The sequence below is a fragment of the Halomonas sp. SS10-MC5 genome, assembly GCF_015992245.1.
GTDB classification, from domain to species: Bacteria; Pseudomonadota; Gammaproteobacteria; order Pseudomonadales; family Halomonadaceae; genus Halomonas; species Halomonas sulfidoxydans.
Genome location: NZ_CP065435.1, coordinates 3,954,135 through 3,971,102 on the forward strand (window position 1 = coordinate 3,954,135; position 16,968 = coordinate 3,971,102).

A 16,968-nucleotide genomic window follows, 5' to 3' on the forward strand; every position below is an offset into this window, starting at 1 on the left:
CCGCGAGCCCTTGGCCTCGGAACGCGCTGCATTGTGTCAAAGCAACATGGAGAATGCAAGGCCTGCCCGGATTTTTTCCAGCCCCGCCGGGGCAGGCACTCGCGGCGCGCCCGACATGCGACCGGCCCGCTCGGCCGCCGTCAACGGAAAGCAGGCTTCCAGGCCGCCATAGACCATGTCGGGCCAGACCGCATGAGGGGAGTGCACCCCCCGCGCCACCACCCGGGCATCGCCGCCCGTCAGCAACATCGGAAGAGCGACCCCTTCCCGATCGCACACCTCAGCATAGATGCGGTTCACGGCGCTGACGGCTGCCAGGTAGATGCCATGATTCACGGCCTCGACGGTACGTCGGCCGGGCAGCAGAAGCTCCTCCGCCTCGCTATCGGGGTCGATGGCGACGTTACGGGTGCCGAGCTTGAGGCTCTCCTTCATCAAGCGCAGACCCGGCAGGATGTAGCCTCCCAGGTGTCGCCCTCCCGGCAGCACGAAATCGATGGTGATGGCGCTACCACAGTCCACGGCGCAGCAGCCGCCGGCCAATTGGTAGCCGGCCAACACGCCCATCCAGCGATCGACACCCAGCCGATGCGGCTCCTCGTAGCCGTTGACGACACCCAGCGCCTCCGGCACCGAACGCGCCACATGTACGCCGCGCACGCGATTCTGCAGCAGCGCCACGGTCTGCTCCAGCACCGCCTGACGGGCGACGCTGGAGATGCGCACCGCCTCGACCACGTCCAGGTCGGGTATATCGGAGCCAGGCTTCCACTCCTCGCGGGTCCAGACGGCGCCGCGCGAACGGATCTCGCTGCTGTCGGCATCCTTCAATCGCCACTTGGAAAGGGTATTGCCGATGTCCAGATCAAGGATCATGTACGCCCACGCACGCTGATCTCCCCTCCTCCCAGGCGTTCTCGTCGATCACCATGGCGGACCCAGAGATTGCCTGATTCGTCCACGGATTCGGCGGTGGCCAGAAGGCGCTGCTGCCCACGCAGCACCTCGACCTCGCACCCCTGGAAGGCATGGCGCCGGTTCCATTCCGCCTGCCAGGCAGCAAAGCCGGACGACTCGTAGCCTGCCAGCAGCGGCATCAGCTCGTCCAGCAATTCCGCGGCCAGCCGGTTACGAGATAGCGAAGGCACCTGGTCGGCCACCGCGGCGACACGTTGCTCGATGCGCTCACGGAAGCTCGCGGGAAGATCGAAGTTGATCCCCATGCCGACCACAACCTCGCAGGGGCCCGTCGTGTCACCGCTGATCTCGACCAGAATGCCGGCCAGCTTGCCCAGTCGACCCTGGCCGTCCTCGAGCAGCACATCGTTTGGCCACTTCAGCCTGGGGCTCACGCCGTGGCGCTCCAGCACCCTGGCCAGGGCCACGCCCACTGCCAGACTCAACCCTTCCAGCACGGCGATACCGGACTCGAAACGCCAGCCTACCGATAGCATCAGGGCACGCCCCCAAGGAGTCGACCAGACGCGACCGCGGCGACCGCGCCCTGCACTTTGCTGCTCGACCAGGCACACTTCGCCGTGACCCGCGCCTTGGGCAAAGCGCTGACGAATGAATTCGTTGCTTGAAGGCAGCGTCTCCTCGACGAACAGCCTGGCGAGATGTTGACGCCCCCGGCGCGACAGGCCGGCCACGATCATCCCGCCATTCAGCAGCTCCAGCGGCGTGGAGAGCCGGTAGCCCTGTCCCTTGACCGCCTCGAGGGGGATGTCCATCGCCTCGAGCTTCTTCAGTTGCTTCCAGACCGCAGTGCGGGATACACCCAGCCGTACGCCCAACTGCTCGCCGGAGTGGAACTCCCCGTCACTCAGCAGCCGAATGAGGTCGCCAATGGTCATGCCCTGTGCCCTAACCGGGAAAAGATCCATTCTAGCGAACTGCTGCGGTTGCGGAAACGCATTGATCGGTTAAAGAAAAAACCCCGAGCACTGTCGTGCTCGGGGTTTTCGAGAGTGATGCCTGACGAGCCGGGCGGCGCTCCGCAACTCGACTTGTCTCATCCTGAGACGCGCCCTTCGGGCCTGCTAGCGCAGTTTCCGCCTGTTCCCGACAGGCGGGATCCCTGGGCGGCCCCTGAAACGACGAAACCCAGCCTCATTCGAAGCTGGGTTTCTGAAGAGATGCCTGACGATGACCCGGGCGGCGCTCCGCTACTCTCGCATGGGGGTGAGAGCGCCCGGCCCCTAGCGGCACCGCCGCGGGGGCGCTCGAACGCCCCGAGCCGGCGAGGGACCGGTCCGCGAAGCGGCCCCACGAAACGAAGAGCGGGTCTCCCCATGCCCATGAAAAAACCCCAGCCTCTTTCGAAGCTGGGGTTTTGGAATGGATGCCTGACGATGACTCGGGCGGCGCTCCGCTACTCTACGTGGGAGGCCCTTAAACGGCGAAACCCCGACCAGTTGGCCGGGGTTTCTGAAAAGATGCCTGACGATGACCTACTCTCGCATGGGGAGACCCCACACTACCATCGGCGCTGAGCGGTTTCACTGCTGAGTTCGGCATGGGATCAGGTGGTTCCCACTCGCTATGGTCGTCAGGCGAAAACGGTTGGAATCATGCTGCGTGATCGTCTCGCCCGCGCCTACCGGCGCGGTGCGTATCCGTCAATCGTGCGCGATGCGCAGACCCCTTGGGGTTATATGGTCAAGCCTCACGGGCCATTAGTATCGGTTAGCTCAACGCCTTGCAGCGCTTCCACACCCGACCTATCAACCAGCTGGTCTCGCTGGGCCCTTCAGGAGGCTCGAGGCCTCGGGGATGTCTCATCTTGAAGGGGGCTTCCCGCTTAGATGCCTTCAGCGGTTATCCCGTCCGCACGTAGCTACCCGGCAATGCCACTGGCGTGACAACCGGAACACCAGAGGTGCGTCCACTCCGGTCCTCTCGTACTAGGAGCAGCTCTTCTCAAACATCCAACGCCCACGGCAGATAGGGACCGAACTGTCTCACGACGTTCTAAACCCAGCTCGCGTACCACTTTAAATGGCGAACAGCCATACCCTTGGGACCGACTTCAGCCCCAGGATGTGATGAGCCGACATCGAGGTGCCAAACACCGCCGTCGATGTGAACTCTTGGGCGGTATCAGCCTGTTATCCCCGGAGTACCTTTTATCCGTTGAGCGATGGCCCTTCCATACAGAACCACCGGATCACTAGAACCTACTTTCGTACCTGCTCGACGTGTCTGTCTCGCAGTCAAGCACCCTTATGCTCTTGCACTCAATGCACGATTTCCGACCGTGCTGAGGGTACCTTCGTGCTCCTCCGTTACGCTTTGGGAGGAGACCGCCCCAGTCAAACTACCCACCACACACTGTCCTCGATCCGGATCACGGACCTGAGTTAGAACGCCAATGATGCCAGGCTGGTATTTCAAGGTTGGCTCCACCCGAACTGGCGTCCGGGGTTCCTAGCCTCCCAGCTATCCTACACAAGCAACATCAGCGTCCAGTGTGAAGCTATAGTAAAGGTTCACGGGGTCTTTCCGTCTAGCCGCGGGTACACAGCATCTTCACTGCGATTTCAATTTCACTGAGTCTCGGGTGGAGACAGCGTGGCCATCATTACGCCATTCGTGCAGGTCGGAACTTACCCGACAAGGAATTTCGCTACCTTAGGACCGTTATAGTTACGGCCGCCGTTTACCGGGGCTTCGATCAGGAGCTTCGCCCGAGGGCTAACACCATCACTTAACCTTCCGGCACCGGGCAGGCGTCACACCCTATACGTCCGCTTGCGCGTTTGCAGAGTGCTGTGTTTTTAATAAACAGTTGCAGCCACCTGGTATCTTCGACCGCCTCGTGCTCCAGCCGCGAGGGCCTTCACACTAACGCGGCGTGCCTTCTCCCGAAGTTACGGCACCATTTTGCCTAGTTCCTTCACCCGAGTTCTCTCAAGCGCCTGGGTATTCTCTACCTGACCACCTGTGTCGGTTTGGGGTACGGTCCCACTGTATCTGAAGCTTAGAGGCTTTTCCTGGAAGCGTGGCATCGATGACTTCCACCCCGTGGGGTGTTCGTCTCGCCTCTCGGCCTTGGGATCCCGGATTTGCCTAAGATCCCAGCCTACTGGCTTTCACCAGGACAACCAACGCCTGGCCCACCTAGCCTTCTTCGTCCCCCCATCGCAATACAGTGAGGTACGGGAATATTGACCCGTTTCCCATCGACTACGCCTTTCGGCCTCGCCTTAGGGGCCGACTCACTCTGCTCCGATTAGCGTCGAACAGAAACCCTTGGTCTTCCGGCGGGGGAGTTTTTCACTCCCCTTGTCGTTACTCATGTCAGCATTCGCACTCGTGATACCTCCAGCAGACTTCTCAATCCACCTTCATCGGCTTACACGACGCTCCTCTACCGCTCGTCATTCGACGAACCCGTAGCTTCGGTACCTGGTTTAGCCCCGTTACATCTTCCGCGCAGGCCGACTCGACTAGTGAGCTATTACGCTTTCTTTAAAGGATGGCTGCTTCTAAGCCAACCTCCTAGCTGTCTGAGCCTTCCCACATCGTTTCCCACTTAACCAGGATTTCGGGACCTTAGCTGACGGTCTGGGTTGTTTCCCTTTTCACGACGGACGTTAGCACCCGCCGTGTGTCTCCCACGCTTGCACTCACCGGTATTCGGAGTTTGCCTCGGGTTGGTAAGCCGGGATGGCCCCCTAGCCGAAACAGTGCTCTACCCCCGGTGGTGATACGTGAGGCGCTACCTAAATAGCTTTCGAGGAGAACCAGCTATCTCCGAGCTTGATTAGCCTTTCACTCCGATCCACAAGTCATCCAAATCTTTTTCAACAGATCCTGGTTCGGTCCTCCAGTTGATGTTACTCAACCTTCAACCTGCTCATGGATAGATCGCCCGGTTTCGGGTCTATTCCCAGCGACTGGTCGCCCAGTTAAGACTCGGTTTCCCTACGCCTCCCCTATTCGGTTAAGCTCGCCACTGAAAATAAGTCGCTGACCCATTATACAAAAGGTACGCGGTCACCCCACGAAGGGGCTCCCACTGCTTGTACGCATACGGTTTCAGGATCTATTTCACTCCCCTCTCCGGGGTTCTTTTCGCCTTTCCCTCACGGTACTGGTTCACTATCGGTCAGCCAGGAGTATTTAGCCTTGGAGGATGGTCCCCCCGTCTTCAGTCAAGGTTTCACGTGCCCCGACCTACTCGATTTCACGACACTCAGGTTTCGGCTACGGGACTATCACCCCCTATGGTCGAGCTTCCCAGCTCGTTCGCCTACCAGTCGTGCCGCTTAAGGGCTACTCCCCGTTCGCTCGCCGCTACTGGGGGAATCTCGGTTGATTTCTTTTCCTCGGGGTACTTAGATGTTTCAGTTCCCCCGGTTCGCCTCCCAACACCTATGGATTCAGTGTGGGATACCCAGCTGGTGCTGGGTGGGTTTCCCCATTCGGAAATGCCCGGGTCACAGGTTGTTTGCCACCTCACCGAGCCTTATCGCAGGCTACCACGTCCTTCATCGCCTCTGGCTGCCAAGGCATCCACCGTATGCGCTTAATCGCTTGACCATATAACCCGAAGGGGTCTGGTCTGCGATCACGTACGACAATTGCCGGATACGCTTGAGACGTATCACTTTTGCTTTCCCCTTGCGGGGAAAACTTGTCAGCATGATTCACATTGTTAAAGAGCAGACTGTTCAGAGAACAGTGGAAAGTCTGATGACTTGCCGCTGGTCTCTGCAGATCAAGACTGGCTTGGAGAAATGGTGGAGCCAAGCGGGATCGAAGTCGTGCGCGACCCCGGCGCGACCACCTGACGTGCAAGGCAGGCGCTCTCCCAGCTGAGCTCTTCCGGCCTTTCCGAAGAAAGTGGTGGAGCCAAGCGGGATCGAACCGCTGACCTCCTGCGTGCAAGGCAGGCGCTCTCCCAGCTGAGCTATGGCCCCACTGATCACCGCATTGCAACTGGCGATGAATTTCGTCGGAGACAAGGCGCTTTGGGCCGACGCATAGCTCGCTATGCGAGGTTCAAAGCAACGCCGTATCCGGCGAAATTGGTGGGTCTGGGCAGATTTGAACTGCCGACCTCACCCTTATCAGGGGTGCGCTCTAACCAACTGAGCTACAGACCCGGCTTACAACCACTGGGTCGTCGACCCAAACAGTCTTTGCTCTGGCCGATCAGGTAATTCATTGTGAGCACTTGCCGCGAGGCGTGATACGTCGTTTAAGGAGGTGATCCAGCCGCAGGTTCCCCTACGGCTACCTTGTTACGACTTCACCCCAGTCATGAACCACACCGTGGTGATCGCCCTCCCGAAGGTTAGGCTAACCACTTCTGGTGCAGTCCACTCCCATGGTGTGACGGGCGGTGTGTACAAGGCCCGGGAACGTATTCACCGTGACATTCTGATTCACGATTACTAGCGATTCCGACTTCACGGAGTCGAGTTGCAGACTCCGATCCGGACTGAGATCAGCTTTCTGGGATTGGCTCACTCTCGCAAGTTCGCAACCCTTTGTACTGACCATTGTAGCACGTGTGTAGCCCTGCCCGTAAGGGCCATGATGACTTGACGTCGTCCCCACCTTCCTCCGGTTTGTCACCGGCAGTCTCCCTAGAGTTCCCGACCGAATCGCTGGCAAATAGGGACAAGGGTTGCGCTCGTTACGGGACTTAACCCAACATTTCACAACACGAGCTGACGACAGCCATGCAGCACCTGTCTCTGCGTTCCCGAAGGCACCCCTTCGTCTCCGAAGGGTTCGCAGGATGTCAAGGGTAGGTAAGGTTCTTCGCGTTGCATCGAATTAAACCACATGCTCCACCGCTTGTGCGGGCCCCCGTCAATTCATTTGAGTTTTAACCTTGCGGCCGTACTCCCCAGGCGGTCGACTTATCGCGTTAACTGCGCCACAAAGTCCGCGAAGGACCCAACGGCTAGTCGACATCGTTTACGGCGTGGACTACCAGGGTATCTAATCCTGTTTGCTACCCACGCTTTCGCACCTCAGCGTCAGTGTCAGTCCAGAAGGCCGCCTTCGCCACTGGTATTCCTCCCGATCTCTACGCATTTCACCGCTACACCGGGAATTCTACCTTCCTCTCCTGCACTCTAGCCTGACAGTTCCGGATGCCGTTCCCAGGTTGAGCCCGGGGCTTTCACAACCGGCTTATCAAGCCGCCTACGCGCGCTTTACGCCCAGTAATTCCGATTAACGCTCGCACCCTCCGTATTACCGCGGCTGCTGGCACGGAGTTAGCCGGTGCTTCTTCTGTGGGTGATGTCTTTCCTCCCGGGTATTAGCCGGAAGGCGTTCTTCCCCACTGAAAGTGCTTTACAACCCGAGGGCCTTCTTCACACACGCGGCATGGCTGGATCAGGCTTGCGCCCATTGTCCAATATTCCCCACTGCTGCCTCCCGTAGGAGTTCGGGCCGTGTCTCAGTCCCGATGTGGCTGATCATCCTCTCAGACCAGCTACGGATCGTCGCCTTGGTGAGCCATTACCTCACCAACCAGCTAATCCGACATAGGCTCATCCGATAGCGCAAGGCCCGAAGGTCCCCTGCTTTCTCCCGTAGGACGTATGCGGTATTAGCCTGGGTTTCCCCAGGTTATCCCCCACTACCGGGCAGATTCCTATGCATTACTCACCCGTCCGCCGCTCGCCACCAGGGAGCAAGCTCCCCGTGCTGCCGCTCGACTTGCATGTGTTAGGCCTGCCGCCAGCGTTCAATCTGAGCCATGATCAAACTCTTCAGTTTCAAATCATTGCGGTTCTTGCTCGCCCCTTCCCGAAGAAACGGACGAAAGCGAACCAAACTCGGCTCAAGGTCAAAGCTTCTCAAAAGACCCGAAGGTCTCGACGAGTCGCTTGCCTTGAAATGGTGTGACTTCTCACCACCTCATCGACAAGCGCCCACATGAATTACCTGATCGATTGTTAAAGAGCAGCTCGCTTGCTGTCGTGGCCGTCGATCCCGTGACCGAGGGGCCTCGCCAGCGCCCTGCGAGGAAGGCGTATTCTACTGAAGCGTCGGAGTTTGTCAACTCTCTTCGAGGCCGTCACCGAGGTGATCCTGACCGCGAAGACCCGCCTGAGCCGGCGACCGCAAGCCCGCTTGCGGACTTGCCTTCGAGTGGGGCGCATTCTACCGAATCCACCGTGGGCGTCAAGCGCGAATCTTGCGAAGCGAGTCGAAAAACTCAAAGCATGACAACCACTTATCACTCTTCCCACCGCTGGCCACGTTGCCCGTCGCCGGCAGCGGATGCGTACTTTACGGTTTTCCCTGCGTCCCTGCAAGAGCCGTTTGTAAAAAAATTTCACGACGATGACGGAGCGATGGCGCCACCTGGGCGAGCGGACTATCCACAGCCGCTCGGCGTCGAGGGGTTGTGGATGGTTTTGCGTGAGCGGCGGAGACGACGACGCCCGCACGGGGCGGGCGCTGGCGTCTTACCGCAGGCTCAGCCCTCCGGAGGCGCATGCCTCATCTTGCGCATGATGGCCAGGGTCGGCCCCGAAGCGACGTAGGCACCGAACAGCAGCAGCAGCATGACGGAGGGTTCGACCGAGATCACCACAAAGCCGAGCACGATGGCTAGCAGCACCACGAAGGGCACCGGCCCCTTGAGGTCGATGTCCTTGAAGCTGTAGTAGCGAATATTGCTGACCATGAGCACCCCCGCTGCCGCCACGACGAACATCATCAGCAGCTTGAAGCCGAAGGCTTCGGCATCGAAGCTGTGGAAGGTCCAGACGCTGGCCGCCACGAAGGCTGCGGCAGAAGGGCTCGGCAAGCCGATAAACCACTTCTTGTCGACGCTGCCGATCTGCACGTTGAAGCGCGCCAGGCGCAGCGCCGCACAGGCGACATAAAGAAAAGCCACGACCCAGCCGGTCTTGCCGATGTCCTGGAGAATCCAGGTGAAAGCCACCAACGCCGGGGCCACGCCGAAGGAGAGCATGTCGGACAAGCTGTCGTACTCGGCACCGAAGGCGCTCTGGGTATTGGTCAAGCGAGCCACGCGGCCATCGAGGCCATCGAGTACCATGGCAATGAAGATCGCCACCGCTGCCGCGGTGAAGTCGCCGTTGATGCCTGCCACTACCGAGAAGAAGCCGGCGAACAGCGCCGACGTGGTAAAGAGGTTGGGCAGCAGGTAGATCCCTCTGCGCCGGACCTTCTTGCCATCCTCGATCGATTCCTCAACCACTTCCGTCTCCCGCACGAAGGCAGCGGCCAGATCCTCCTCGTCCGACCGCTCGTCCTTGCTAGTGGCAGGATCTGCCTGGGCGCCATCACGATGGATGTCGTGTTCGGTATTGCGGGAATCCTGACTCATTCGTCTCATCCGTTGCCAGAATGGGGCCACTCGTAGGTGTTGCCTTCATTCTACACGGTGATGCCGAAGCGAAAAGCGCAGTAGCTATCAACCAGATACGACCAGGGCGCGGAAATCCGCGCCCTGGCCTTCAACGGAACGAGTCCAATGACTCAGTTCTTGCTCTTGTCGACCAGCTGGTTGGCGGCGATCCACGGCATCATGCCGCGCAGTTTGGCGCCGACCTGCTCGATCTCGTGTTCGGCGTTCAGACGCCGGCGCGCCGTCATTGACGGGTAGTTGGAACCGCCTTCCTGGATGAACATCTTGGCGTATTCACCGGTCTGGATGCGCTTGAGCGCATTGCGCATGGCCTGGCGGGACTGCTCGTTGATCACCTCGGGGCCGGTCACGTACTCGCCATACTCCGCGTTGTTGGAGATGGAGTAGTTCATGTTGGCGATACCGCCTTCATACATCAGGTCGACGATCAGCTTGAGCTCGTGCAGGCACTCGAAGTAGGCCATTTCAGGGGCGTAGCCGGCTTCGGTCAGGGTCTCGAAGCCGGCCTTGACCAGCTCCACGGCGCCGCCGCACAGCACGGCCTGCTCGCCGAACAGGTCGGTCTCGGTCTCGTCCTTGAAGGTGGTCTCGATGATGCCGCTGCGGCCGCCGCCGATGGCTGCGGCATAGGAGAGCGCAAGCTCCTTGGCCTTGCCGGAGGCATCCTGGTGGATGGCGATCAGGTCGGGAATGCCGCCGCCCTTGACGAACTCGGAGCGCACGGTGTGGCCCGGCGCCTTGGGGGCGACCATGATCACGTCGAGGTCCTTACGCGGCTCGATCTGGTTGTAGTGGATATTGAAGCCGTGAGCAAAGGCCAAGGTGGCGCCTTGCTTGAGGTTCGGCTCGACCTGGTTCTCGTAGATCGCCTTCTGATTTTCGTCCGGCGCCAGGATCATGACCAGGTCCGCGGACTGACACGCCTCTTCGACGGAAGCGACCTTGAGACCAGCCCCTTCGGCCTTGGCCGCAGAAGAGGAGCCCGAGCGCAGGGCGACGGTGACGTCGACGCCGGATTCCTTGAGATTGTTGGCATGGGCGTGGCCCTGCGAGCCATAACCCACGATGGTGACCTTCTTGCCCTGGATGAGGGAGAGGTCGCAGTCCTTGTCGTAATAGACACGCATGGCATTGCTCCTGAAAGCGAAGTGTGAGGTTTCGATTGATGTCAGCGTTGATGGCCACCCGCGCCGTCTGTCGCGGCACTGGGAGTCGGCTCATTCGATGGCACAACCTTAGCGCCACGCGCTCGTTGCGTAAAACGCGATATTTGCAACATTACGTCCCGCATCATGCAATAATGACGCAATGGATATGCGCCCCCTCAAGCAGTTCCTCGCCCTCGCCGATACGCTGCACTTCGGACGCGCCAGCGAGCTGTGCCACGTCAGCCCCTCGACGCTCTCCCGCACCATCCGCCAGTTGGAAGAGAGCCTGGACGCGCCGCTGTTCGTGCGCGATAACCGCCATGTCGCCCTGACCCGCCAGGGCCGGCAGTTCCACGAGTACGCTCGCGAGGCCCTCGCGCAGTGGGAGCGACTGCAGCACGACCTCAGCAGCGCATCGGGAGAACTCGCCGGGGAGATCAGCATCTATTGCTCGGTCACGGCCAGCTACAGCTTTCTCTACGACCTGCTCAGCGATTTCCGCCTGCGCCACCCGCGCATCGAGCTCAAGCTTCACACCGGCGACCCGGCAGAAGCGATGAACCGCGTGCTCGCCGGCGAAGAGGACATGGCCATCACGCCGCGCCCCCGTAGCGCTCCCGGCGCCCTGGCCTTCAAGTCGCTGACCCGCTCGCCGCTGGTTTTCATCGCTCCCGTGGAGCAGGCAAATTGGGTTCCCGCCACCCCGGAATCGCCCTCCGTCGAGCAGTGGCAGGGGGTGCCCATGATCCTGTCCGAGGCGGGTCTGTCGCGGGATTACGCCAATACCTGGTTTCGCGCCCTGGGGGTGTCGCCCACCATCTACGCCCAAGTGGCGGGGCACGAGGCGATCGTCAGCATGGTGGGCCTGGGCTTCGGCATTGGCGTGGTACCGAAGATCGTGCTCGACAACAGCCCCTTGGCGGAGCGTGTGCGGGTACTGCCGGTCAAGCCCGAGCTGCCCTACTACGATGTCGGCCTTTGCGTGCTCAACCGTCAGCTCAAGAGCCCGCTGATCCAGGCGCTGTGGGAAACGGTCACCGAACGCTAGCGACGAAAAAAGCCGCCCCTCAGGGCGGCCTAACACGCTACAGAGGTAGCTTTACGTCACGGGCGCAGTCGCAAATCAGAGCGAGAGGACCTTGTCGCCACGGGCAATACCCGACACCCCGGTGCGCGCCACCTCAAGCACCCCCACCGGCCCCATGGCCTGCAGGAAGGCATCGAGCTTGGGCGCATCGCCGGTGATCTGCACCGTATAGAGACTCGGCGTGACGTCGACGATCTGTGCGCGGAAGATGTCGACGGTCCGCTTGACCTCGTCGCGGGCCGCTCCCAGCGCCTTGACCTTGACCAGCATCAGCTCGCGCTCGATGTGGTTGCCCTCGGTGAGGTCGACCAGTTTGATCACGTCAATCAGCTTGTTGAGGTGCTTGGTGATCTGCTCGATCACCCGGTCGTCACCCACGGTGGTCACGGTCAGCCGCGACAGCGACGGGTCCTCGGTGGGCGCCACGTTGAGCGTCTCGATGTTGAAGTTGCGCTGCGAGAACAGCCCTACCACGCGAGACAGTGCGCCCGGTTCGTTTTCCATGAGAATCGAGATGATATGGCGCATCAGGTCCGCTCCGTCTTGGAAAGCAGCATGTCACGCATGGAGCCCAGCGGCACCTGCATCGGGTAAACGTGCTCGCGCGGGTCGACGATGACATCGACGAACACCAGCTCGTGCTTGTCGGCGAAGGTACGCTCCAGCGCCGGGCGCAGCTCGTCCATCGTCTCCACCCGCAGCGCGGTGAAGCCGTAGGCCTCGATCAGCTTGGCGAAGTCGGGCAGCGACTCCATGTAGGAGTGCGCATGACGCGACTTGTAGTTGAGGTCCTGCCACTGACGCACCATGCCCAGCGAGGCATTGTTCAGGTTGATGATCTTCACCCCACCGCCAAACTGCTTACAGGTGGAGAGTTCCTGCATCATCATCTGGAAGCTGCCCTCGCCGGTGACGCACACCACCTGCTCCTCGGGGAAGTTCTGCTTGATGCCCATGGCCGCCGGAAAGCCGAAGCCCATGGTGCCGAGCCCGCCCGAGGTGATGAAGCGGTTGGGCTTGTCGAACTTGTAGTACTGGGCAGCGAACATCTGGTGCTGGCCCACGTCGGTGGTGACGTAGGCCTCGCCGCGAGTGACCTCGCACAGCGCCTCGATCACCTCCTGCGGCTTGAGCTGCTCGCCCGGCCTGGAAGGCTCGTAGAGCTTGCCGCGGCGCTCCTCGCGCCAGCCGTCGATCTTGTCCCACCACTCCGCCAATGCCTCGGGATGGGCGATCTCCTTGCCCTGCACCAGGCTGATCATCTCGTCGATCACGCTGGCCGCCGGCCCCACGATGGGGACGTCGGCACGCACCGTCTTCGACACCGAACTGGGGTCGATGTCGACGTGGATAATCTTGGCCGTGGGACAGAACTTGGAGGTGTTGTTGGTCACGCGGTCGTCGAAACGCGCCCCGATGGCGATGATCAGGTCGGCGTGATGCATGGCCATGTTGGATTCATAGGAGCCGTGCATGCCCAGCCAGCCCAGACACTGCCGGTCGCTCTGCGGGTAGGCACCGATGCCCATCAGCGTGGTGGTGATGGGGTAGCCGAGCCGCTTGACCAGGTCGGTCAGCCCCTCGCAGGCACGCCCGGTGATGACCCCGCCGCCGGTGTAGAACACCGGCCGCTTGGCCTTGAGCATCATCTCCACGGCCTTCTTGATCTGACCGGTATGCCCCCGCGCCACCGGATTGTAGGAGCGCATCTTGACCTTCTTCGGGTAGACGTACTCGTAGCGCTCGGTGGGTGCGGTCATGTCCTTGGGAATGTCCACCACCACCGGGCCGGGACGCCCCGTCGAGGCCAGATAGAAGGCCTTCTTCAGAACTTCGGGAATCTCGGTCGGGTGCTTGATCGAGAAGCTGTGCTTCACGATCGGGCGGGTCACGCCGATGATGTCGGTTTCCTGGAAGGCGTCGTCGCCGATCAGGTGGCTCATCACCTGACCACACAGCACCACCATGGGAATCGAATCCATGTAGGCGGTGGCGATGCCGGTGACGGCGTTGGTGGCACCGGGGCCGGAGGTGACCAGCACCACGCCGGGCTTGCCGGAGGCTCGCGCATAGCCGTCAGCGGCGTGGGTGGCCGCCTGTTCGTGGCGCACCAGGATGTGCTTGACCTTGTCCTGACGGAACAGTGCATCGTAGATGTGCAGCGCCGCGCCGCCCGGATAGCCATAGATGTATTCGACGCCTTCATCCTGCAGGAATCGGGCAATCATATCCGCGCCGGAAAGCAATTCCACTTGTGTCTCTCCCCTGGAGGTCTCGAGTGCGATCCGCGCCCTTGTTGGGTGGGCACGGATTCGAGTGCGGCGGTATGCCGCTGTCGGCGAGGCCGACACCTGATGCCAAACCCTGGCATTAGGCCCGGTTGGGGCCTGCACTCTCATCACGGCGGATCGCCGCGTCGGGGCATTGGCCAGAAGCGGCGGTTGACCGCATTCCGGTAGTCCTTCGGCGGGTAGAGGCCAGTCGGCCCACCCTTCGCGCGGGGATGGGGGGTTGCCCGCAGGAGTCCGCGCCCGCAAATCAGGAACGCTCAAGATTCCAACAGCCTAGCGGCAGTGTCAACCGTGTTGCGGCTGCGAACGGAAGCACACCGTAAAAAAGCCCGCCGGCGAAGCCGCGGGCGGGCAAGGGGGTTACAGGACGCAACCTATAAGACAGTGTAGTCGCTCGCCGGGCTCTGTACCGGGTAACGCGTTATGACTGTGTATCAGGCGCGAAACACAAATTTGTCGTCCTTCTCCTCGACGTGAATGACGTCGCCCGGCGCGAATCGACCAGCCAGCAGGTCCTGGGCCAACGGGTTCTCGATACGGCTCTGGATCGCCCGCTTCAGCGGTCGCGCACCGAACACCGGATCGAAGCCCGCCAGCGCGAGTTGCGCCATCGCCTCGTCGCTGACCTCGAGCTGCAGGCCGTGTTCGGCCAGGCGCGCGCGCAGACGGTCGAGCTGTATCCCGGCGATCGCCTCGATCTGCTCCTGGCGCAGGGCATGGAACACCACCACCTCGTCGATGCGGTTGATCAACTCGGGACGGAAGTGCGTGCCGACCACGTCCATGACCGCACGCTTCATCTCATCATAGTGCTCGTCGCCACCCATGCGCTGGATGATGTCCGAGCCCATGTTGGACGTCATCACGATCACGGTGTTGCGGAAGTCCACGGTGCGCCCCTGGCCGTCGGTGAGGCGACCGTCCTCCAGCACCTGCAGCAGGATATTGAAGACGTCCGGATGGGCCTTCTCGACCTCGTCGAGCAGCAGCACCGAGTAGGGCTTGCGCCGCACCGCCTCGGTCAGGTAGCCGCCCTCCTCGTAGCCGACATAGCCAGGGGGTGCGCCGATCAGGCGCGCCACGGAGTGCTTCTCCATGAATTCCGACATGTCGATGCGCACCATCGCCTCCTCGGTGTCGAACAGGAAGCTCGCCAGCGCCTTGCACAGCTCAGTCTTGCCCACCCCGGTCGGGCCGAGGAACAGGAACGAGCCGTTGGGCCGGTTGGGGTCGGCGAGACCGGCACGCGAGCGACGCACGGCGTTGGCCACGGCAGTCACCGCCTCGTCCTGGCCGATCACCCGCTGATGCAGCGCCTCTTCCATGCGCAGCAGTTTGTCGCGCTCGCCCTCGAGCATCTTGGCCACCGGAATGCCGGTCCAGCGTGAGACCACTTCGGCGATTTCCTCCTCGGTAACGTTGGAGCGCAGCAGCTTGTGACTCGAGGTGTCGGCCTCGGCCTCGCTGGTTTCGGCGATCTTCTTCTCCAGTTCAGGTATCACCCCATACTGAAGCTCCGACATTCGGCCGAGATCGCCTTGCCGACGCGCCTGCTCCAAGTCGATGCGGGCACGCTCGAGCTCCTCCTTGAACTGCCCCGCCCCCTGGATGCTGGCCTTCTCGGCCTTCCAGATCTCGTCGAGATCGGCGTACTCGCGCTCGAGCTCGTCGATCTGCTCCTCGAGGCTCTCGAGGCGCTTCTTCGACGCCTCGTCGGTCTCCTTCTTGAGGTGCTCGCGCTCCATCTTGAGCTGGATCAGCCGTCGGTCGAGGCGGTCCATCTCCTCGGGCTTGGAGTCGAGCTCCATGCGGATGCGTGAGGAGGCCTCGTCGATCAGGTCGATGGCCTTGTCGGGCAACTGGCGGTCGGTGATGTAGCGGGTCGAGAGCTTGGCCGCGGCGATGATGGCGCCGTCGGTGATGTCGACCTTGTGGTGCACCTCATAGCGCTCCTTGAGGCCGCGCAGGATCGCCACGGTGTCCTCCTCGGAGGGCTCGTCGACCAGCACCTTCTGGAAGCGCCGCTCGAGTGCGGCATCCTTCTCGATGTACTTGCGGTACTCGTCGAGGGTCGTCGCCCCCACGCAGTGCAGCTCGCCGCGGGCCAGCGCCGGCTTGAGCATGTTGCCGGCGTCCATGGCGCCCTCGGCCTTGCCGGCGCCGACCATGGTGTGCAGCTCGTCGATGAACAGGATCACCCGGCCCTCTTCCTGGGCGAGCTCCTTGAGCACCGCCTTCAGGCGCTCCTCGAACTCGCCGCGGAACTTGGCCCCGGCCAGCAGCGAGCCCATGTCGAGCGACAGCACACGCTTGTCCTTGAGCCCTTCCGGCACCTCGCCGTTGACGATGCGCTGGGCCAGCCCCTCGACGATGGCGGTCTTGCCCACGCCGGGCTCGCCGATCAGCACCGGGTTGTTCTTGGTGCGCCGCTGCAGCACCTGGATGGTGCGACGGATCTCGTCGTCGCGGCCGATCACGGGGTCGAGCTTGCCGTCGGCGGCACGCTCGGTGAGGTCGAGGGTGTATTTCTCCAGCGCCTCGCGGCTCTCCTCGGCGTTGGGATCGTCGACCCGCTCGCCGCCGCGTACGCTATCGATGGCGCTTTCCAGCGCCTTGCGGGTCACCCCGGCCTGGGTCAGCAGCTTGGTCACCGCATGCCCCATCTCCAGGGCAGCCAGCAGCACCAGCTCGCTGGCGATGTACTGGTCGCCGCGCTGCTGGGCCTCGCGGTCGGTCAGGTTAAACAGCTTGACCAAGTCGCGCGAGGGCTGCACCTCGCCGGTGAACTGGCCAACCTTGGGCAGGTCGTCGAGGTGCCCCGCCAAGGTATCGCGCAGCCGCGCGGCGTCGCCGCCGGCCTTCTGAATCAGCGCCTTGATGCCGGTGTCACGGGCATCCAGCAGTGCCAACAGCAGGTGCCCGGGCTCAAGCTGGTTGTGGCCCCGCCCCACGGCCAGGGACTGGGCGTCGGCCACGGCGTTCTGCAGCCTGGCGGTGAACTTGTCGAAACGCATTCGCTTTCCTCCATCGGGGTGGCGGCGCGTTCGGACGCGCCGCTTGGCCCTG

8 protein-coding genes, 3 tRNA genes and 3 rRNA genes are annotated in these 16,968 nt (G+C 61.8%); 1 reads left to right on the forward strand and 13 read right to left on the reverse strand.

The window, feature by feature from the left end; genetic code table 11:
- Positions 1–36 precede the first annotated feature (36 nt).
- From I4484_RS18455 to ilvC, 10 genes are all read right to left on the reverse strand, one after another.
- Positions 37–876 carry a type III pantothenate kinase gene (locus I4484_RS18455; protein WP_197448642.1) on the reverse strand — a complete coding sequence of 280 codons (840 nt, stop codon included), beginning with the start codon at positions 874–876 and terminating at the stop codon, positions 37–39.
- Positions 873–1,856: a biotin--[acetyl-CoA-carboxylase] ligase gene (locus I4484_RS18460; RefSeq protein WP_197448643.1), complete on the reverse strand. Its 984-nt coding sequence runs from the start codon at positions 1,854–1,856 to the stop codon at positions 873–875. The genes I4484_RS18455 and I4484_RS18460 overlap by 4 nt, the downstream gene beginning before the upstream one ends.
- A 584-nt stretch (positions 1,857–2,440) precedes the next feature.
- Positions 2,441–2,556: ribosomal RNA gene (gene rrf / locus I4484_RS18465) — 5S ribosomal RNA — on the reverse strand.
- Between the two features lie 101 nt (positions 2,557–2,657).
- A 23S ribosomal RNA gene (locus I4484_RS18470) occupies positions 2,658–5,547 on the reverse strand.
- 198 nt (positions 5,548–5,745) lie between these two features.
- Positions 5,746–5,834: transfer RNA gene (locus I4484_RS18475), tRNA-Ala, on the reverse strand.
- A gap of 17 nt (positions 5,835–5,851) precedes the next feature.
- Positions 5,852–5,927, reverse strand: a tRNA-Ala gene (locus tag I4484_RS18480).
- Positions 5,928–6,036: 109 nt separating this feature from the next.
- Positions 6,037–6,113, reverse strand: a tRNA-Ile gene (locus I4484_RS18485).
- A gap of 96 nt (positions 6,114–6,209) precedes the next feature.
- Positions 6,210–7,749, reverse strand: a 16S ribosomal RNA gene (locus I4484_RS18490).
- Together the 16S, 23S and 5S rRNA genes with 3 tRNA genes alongside form the textbook arrangement of a ribosomal RNA operon.
- Before the next feature lie 706 nt (positions 7,750–8,455).
- Complete coding sequence (gene pssA / locus I4484_RS18495; protein WP_197448644.1) at positions 8,456–9,334, reverse strand: CDP-diacylglycerol--serine O-phosphatidyltransferase; 879 nt, start codon at positions 9,332–9,334, stop codon at positions 8,456–8,458.
- 152 nt (positions 9,335–9,486) lie between these two features.
- Positions 9,487–10,503, reverse strand: a complete 1,017-nt coding sequence (gene ilvC, locus I4484_RS18500) for a ketol-acid reductoisomerase (RefSeq protein ID WP_197448645.1) — start codon at positions 10,501–10,503, stop codon at positions 9,487–9,489.
- A gap of 181 nt (positions 10,504–10,684) precedes the next feature.
- On the opposite strand from ilvC, the gene ilvY reads away from it, so the two are divergent.
- Positions 10,685–11,572: an HTH-type transcriptional activator IlvY gene (gene ilvY / locus I4484_RS18505; protein ID WP_197448646.1), complete on the forward strand. Its 888-nt coding sequence runs from the start codon at positions 10,685–10,687 to the stop codon at positions 11,570–11,572.
- Between the two features lie 75 nt (positions 11,573–11,647).
- Here the strand turns inward: ilvY and ilvN are convergent, their stop codons facing one another.
- The 3 genes from ilvN to clpB all read right to left on the reverse strand — a co-directional run bounded on the left by ilvN (position 11,648) and on the right by clpB (position 16,916).
- Positions 11,648–12,139 (reverse strand): acetolactate synthase small subunit, encoded by a 492-nt coding sequence (gene ilvN / locus I4484_RS18510; RefSeq protein WP_111415356.1) that lies wholly within the window; start codon positions 12,137–12,139, stop codon positions 11,648–11,650.
- A complete protein-coding gene (locus I4484_RS18515) occupies positions 12,139–13,863 on the reverse strand; it encodes an acetolactate synthase 3 large subunit (RefSeq protein ID WP_197448647.1) in 1,725 nt (574 codons plus the stop codon). Before I4484_RS18515 ends, ilvN begins: the two co-directional genes overlap by 1 nt.
- A 473-nt stretch (positions 13,864–14,336) precedes the next feature.
- Positions 14,337–16,916, reverse strand: coding sequence for an ATP-dependent chaperone ClpB (gene clpB / locus I4484_RS18520; protein ID WP_197448648.1), 2,580 nt, complete (start codon positions 16,914–16,916; stop codon positions 14,337–14,339).
- Positions 16,917–16,968: the final 52 nt, after the last annotated feature.

Coding starts and splice junctions, on each gene's coding strand:
- ilvY (WP_197448646.1), top strand. CDS start 10,685: ATGGATATGCGCCCCCTCAAGCAGTTCCTCGCCCTCGCCGATACGCTG.
- I4484_RS18460 (WP_197448643.1), bottom strand. CDS start 1,856: ATGACCATTGGCGACCTCATTCGGCTGCTGAGTGACGGGGAGTTCCAC.
- clpB (WP_197448648.1), bottom strand. CDS start 16,916: ATGCGTTTCGACAAGTTCACCGCCAGGCTGCAGAACGCCGTGGCCGAC.
- I4484_RS18455 (WP_197448642.1), bottom strand. CDS start 876: ATGATCCTTGATCTGGACATCGGCAATACCCTTTCCAAGTGGCGATTG.
- ilvN (WP_111415356.1), bottom strand. CDS start 12,139: ATGCGCCATATCATCTCGATTCTCATGGAAAACGAACCGGGCGCACTG.
- pssA (WP_197448644.1), bottom strand. CDS start 9,334: ATGAGTCAGGATTCCCGCAATACCGAACACGACATCCATCGTGATGGC.
- ilvC (WP_197448645.1), bottom strand. CDS start 10,503: ATGCGTGTCTATTACGACAAGGACTGCGACCTCTCCCTCATCCAGGGC.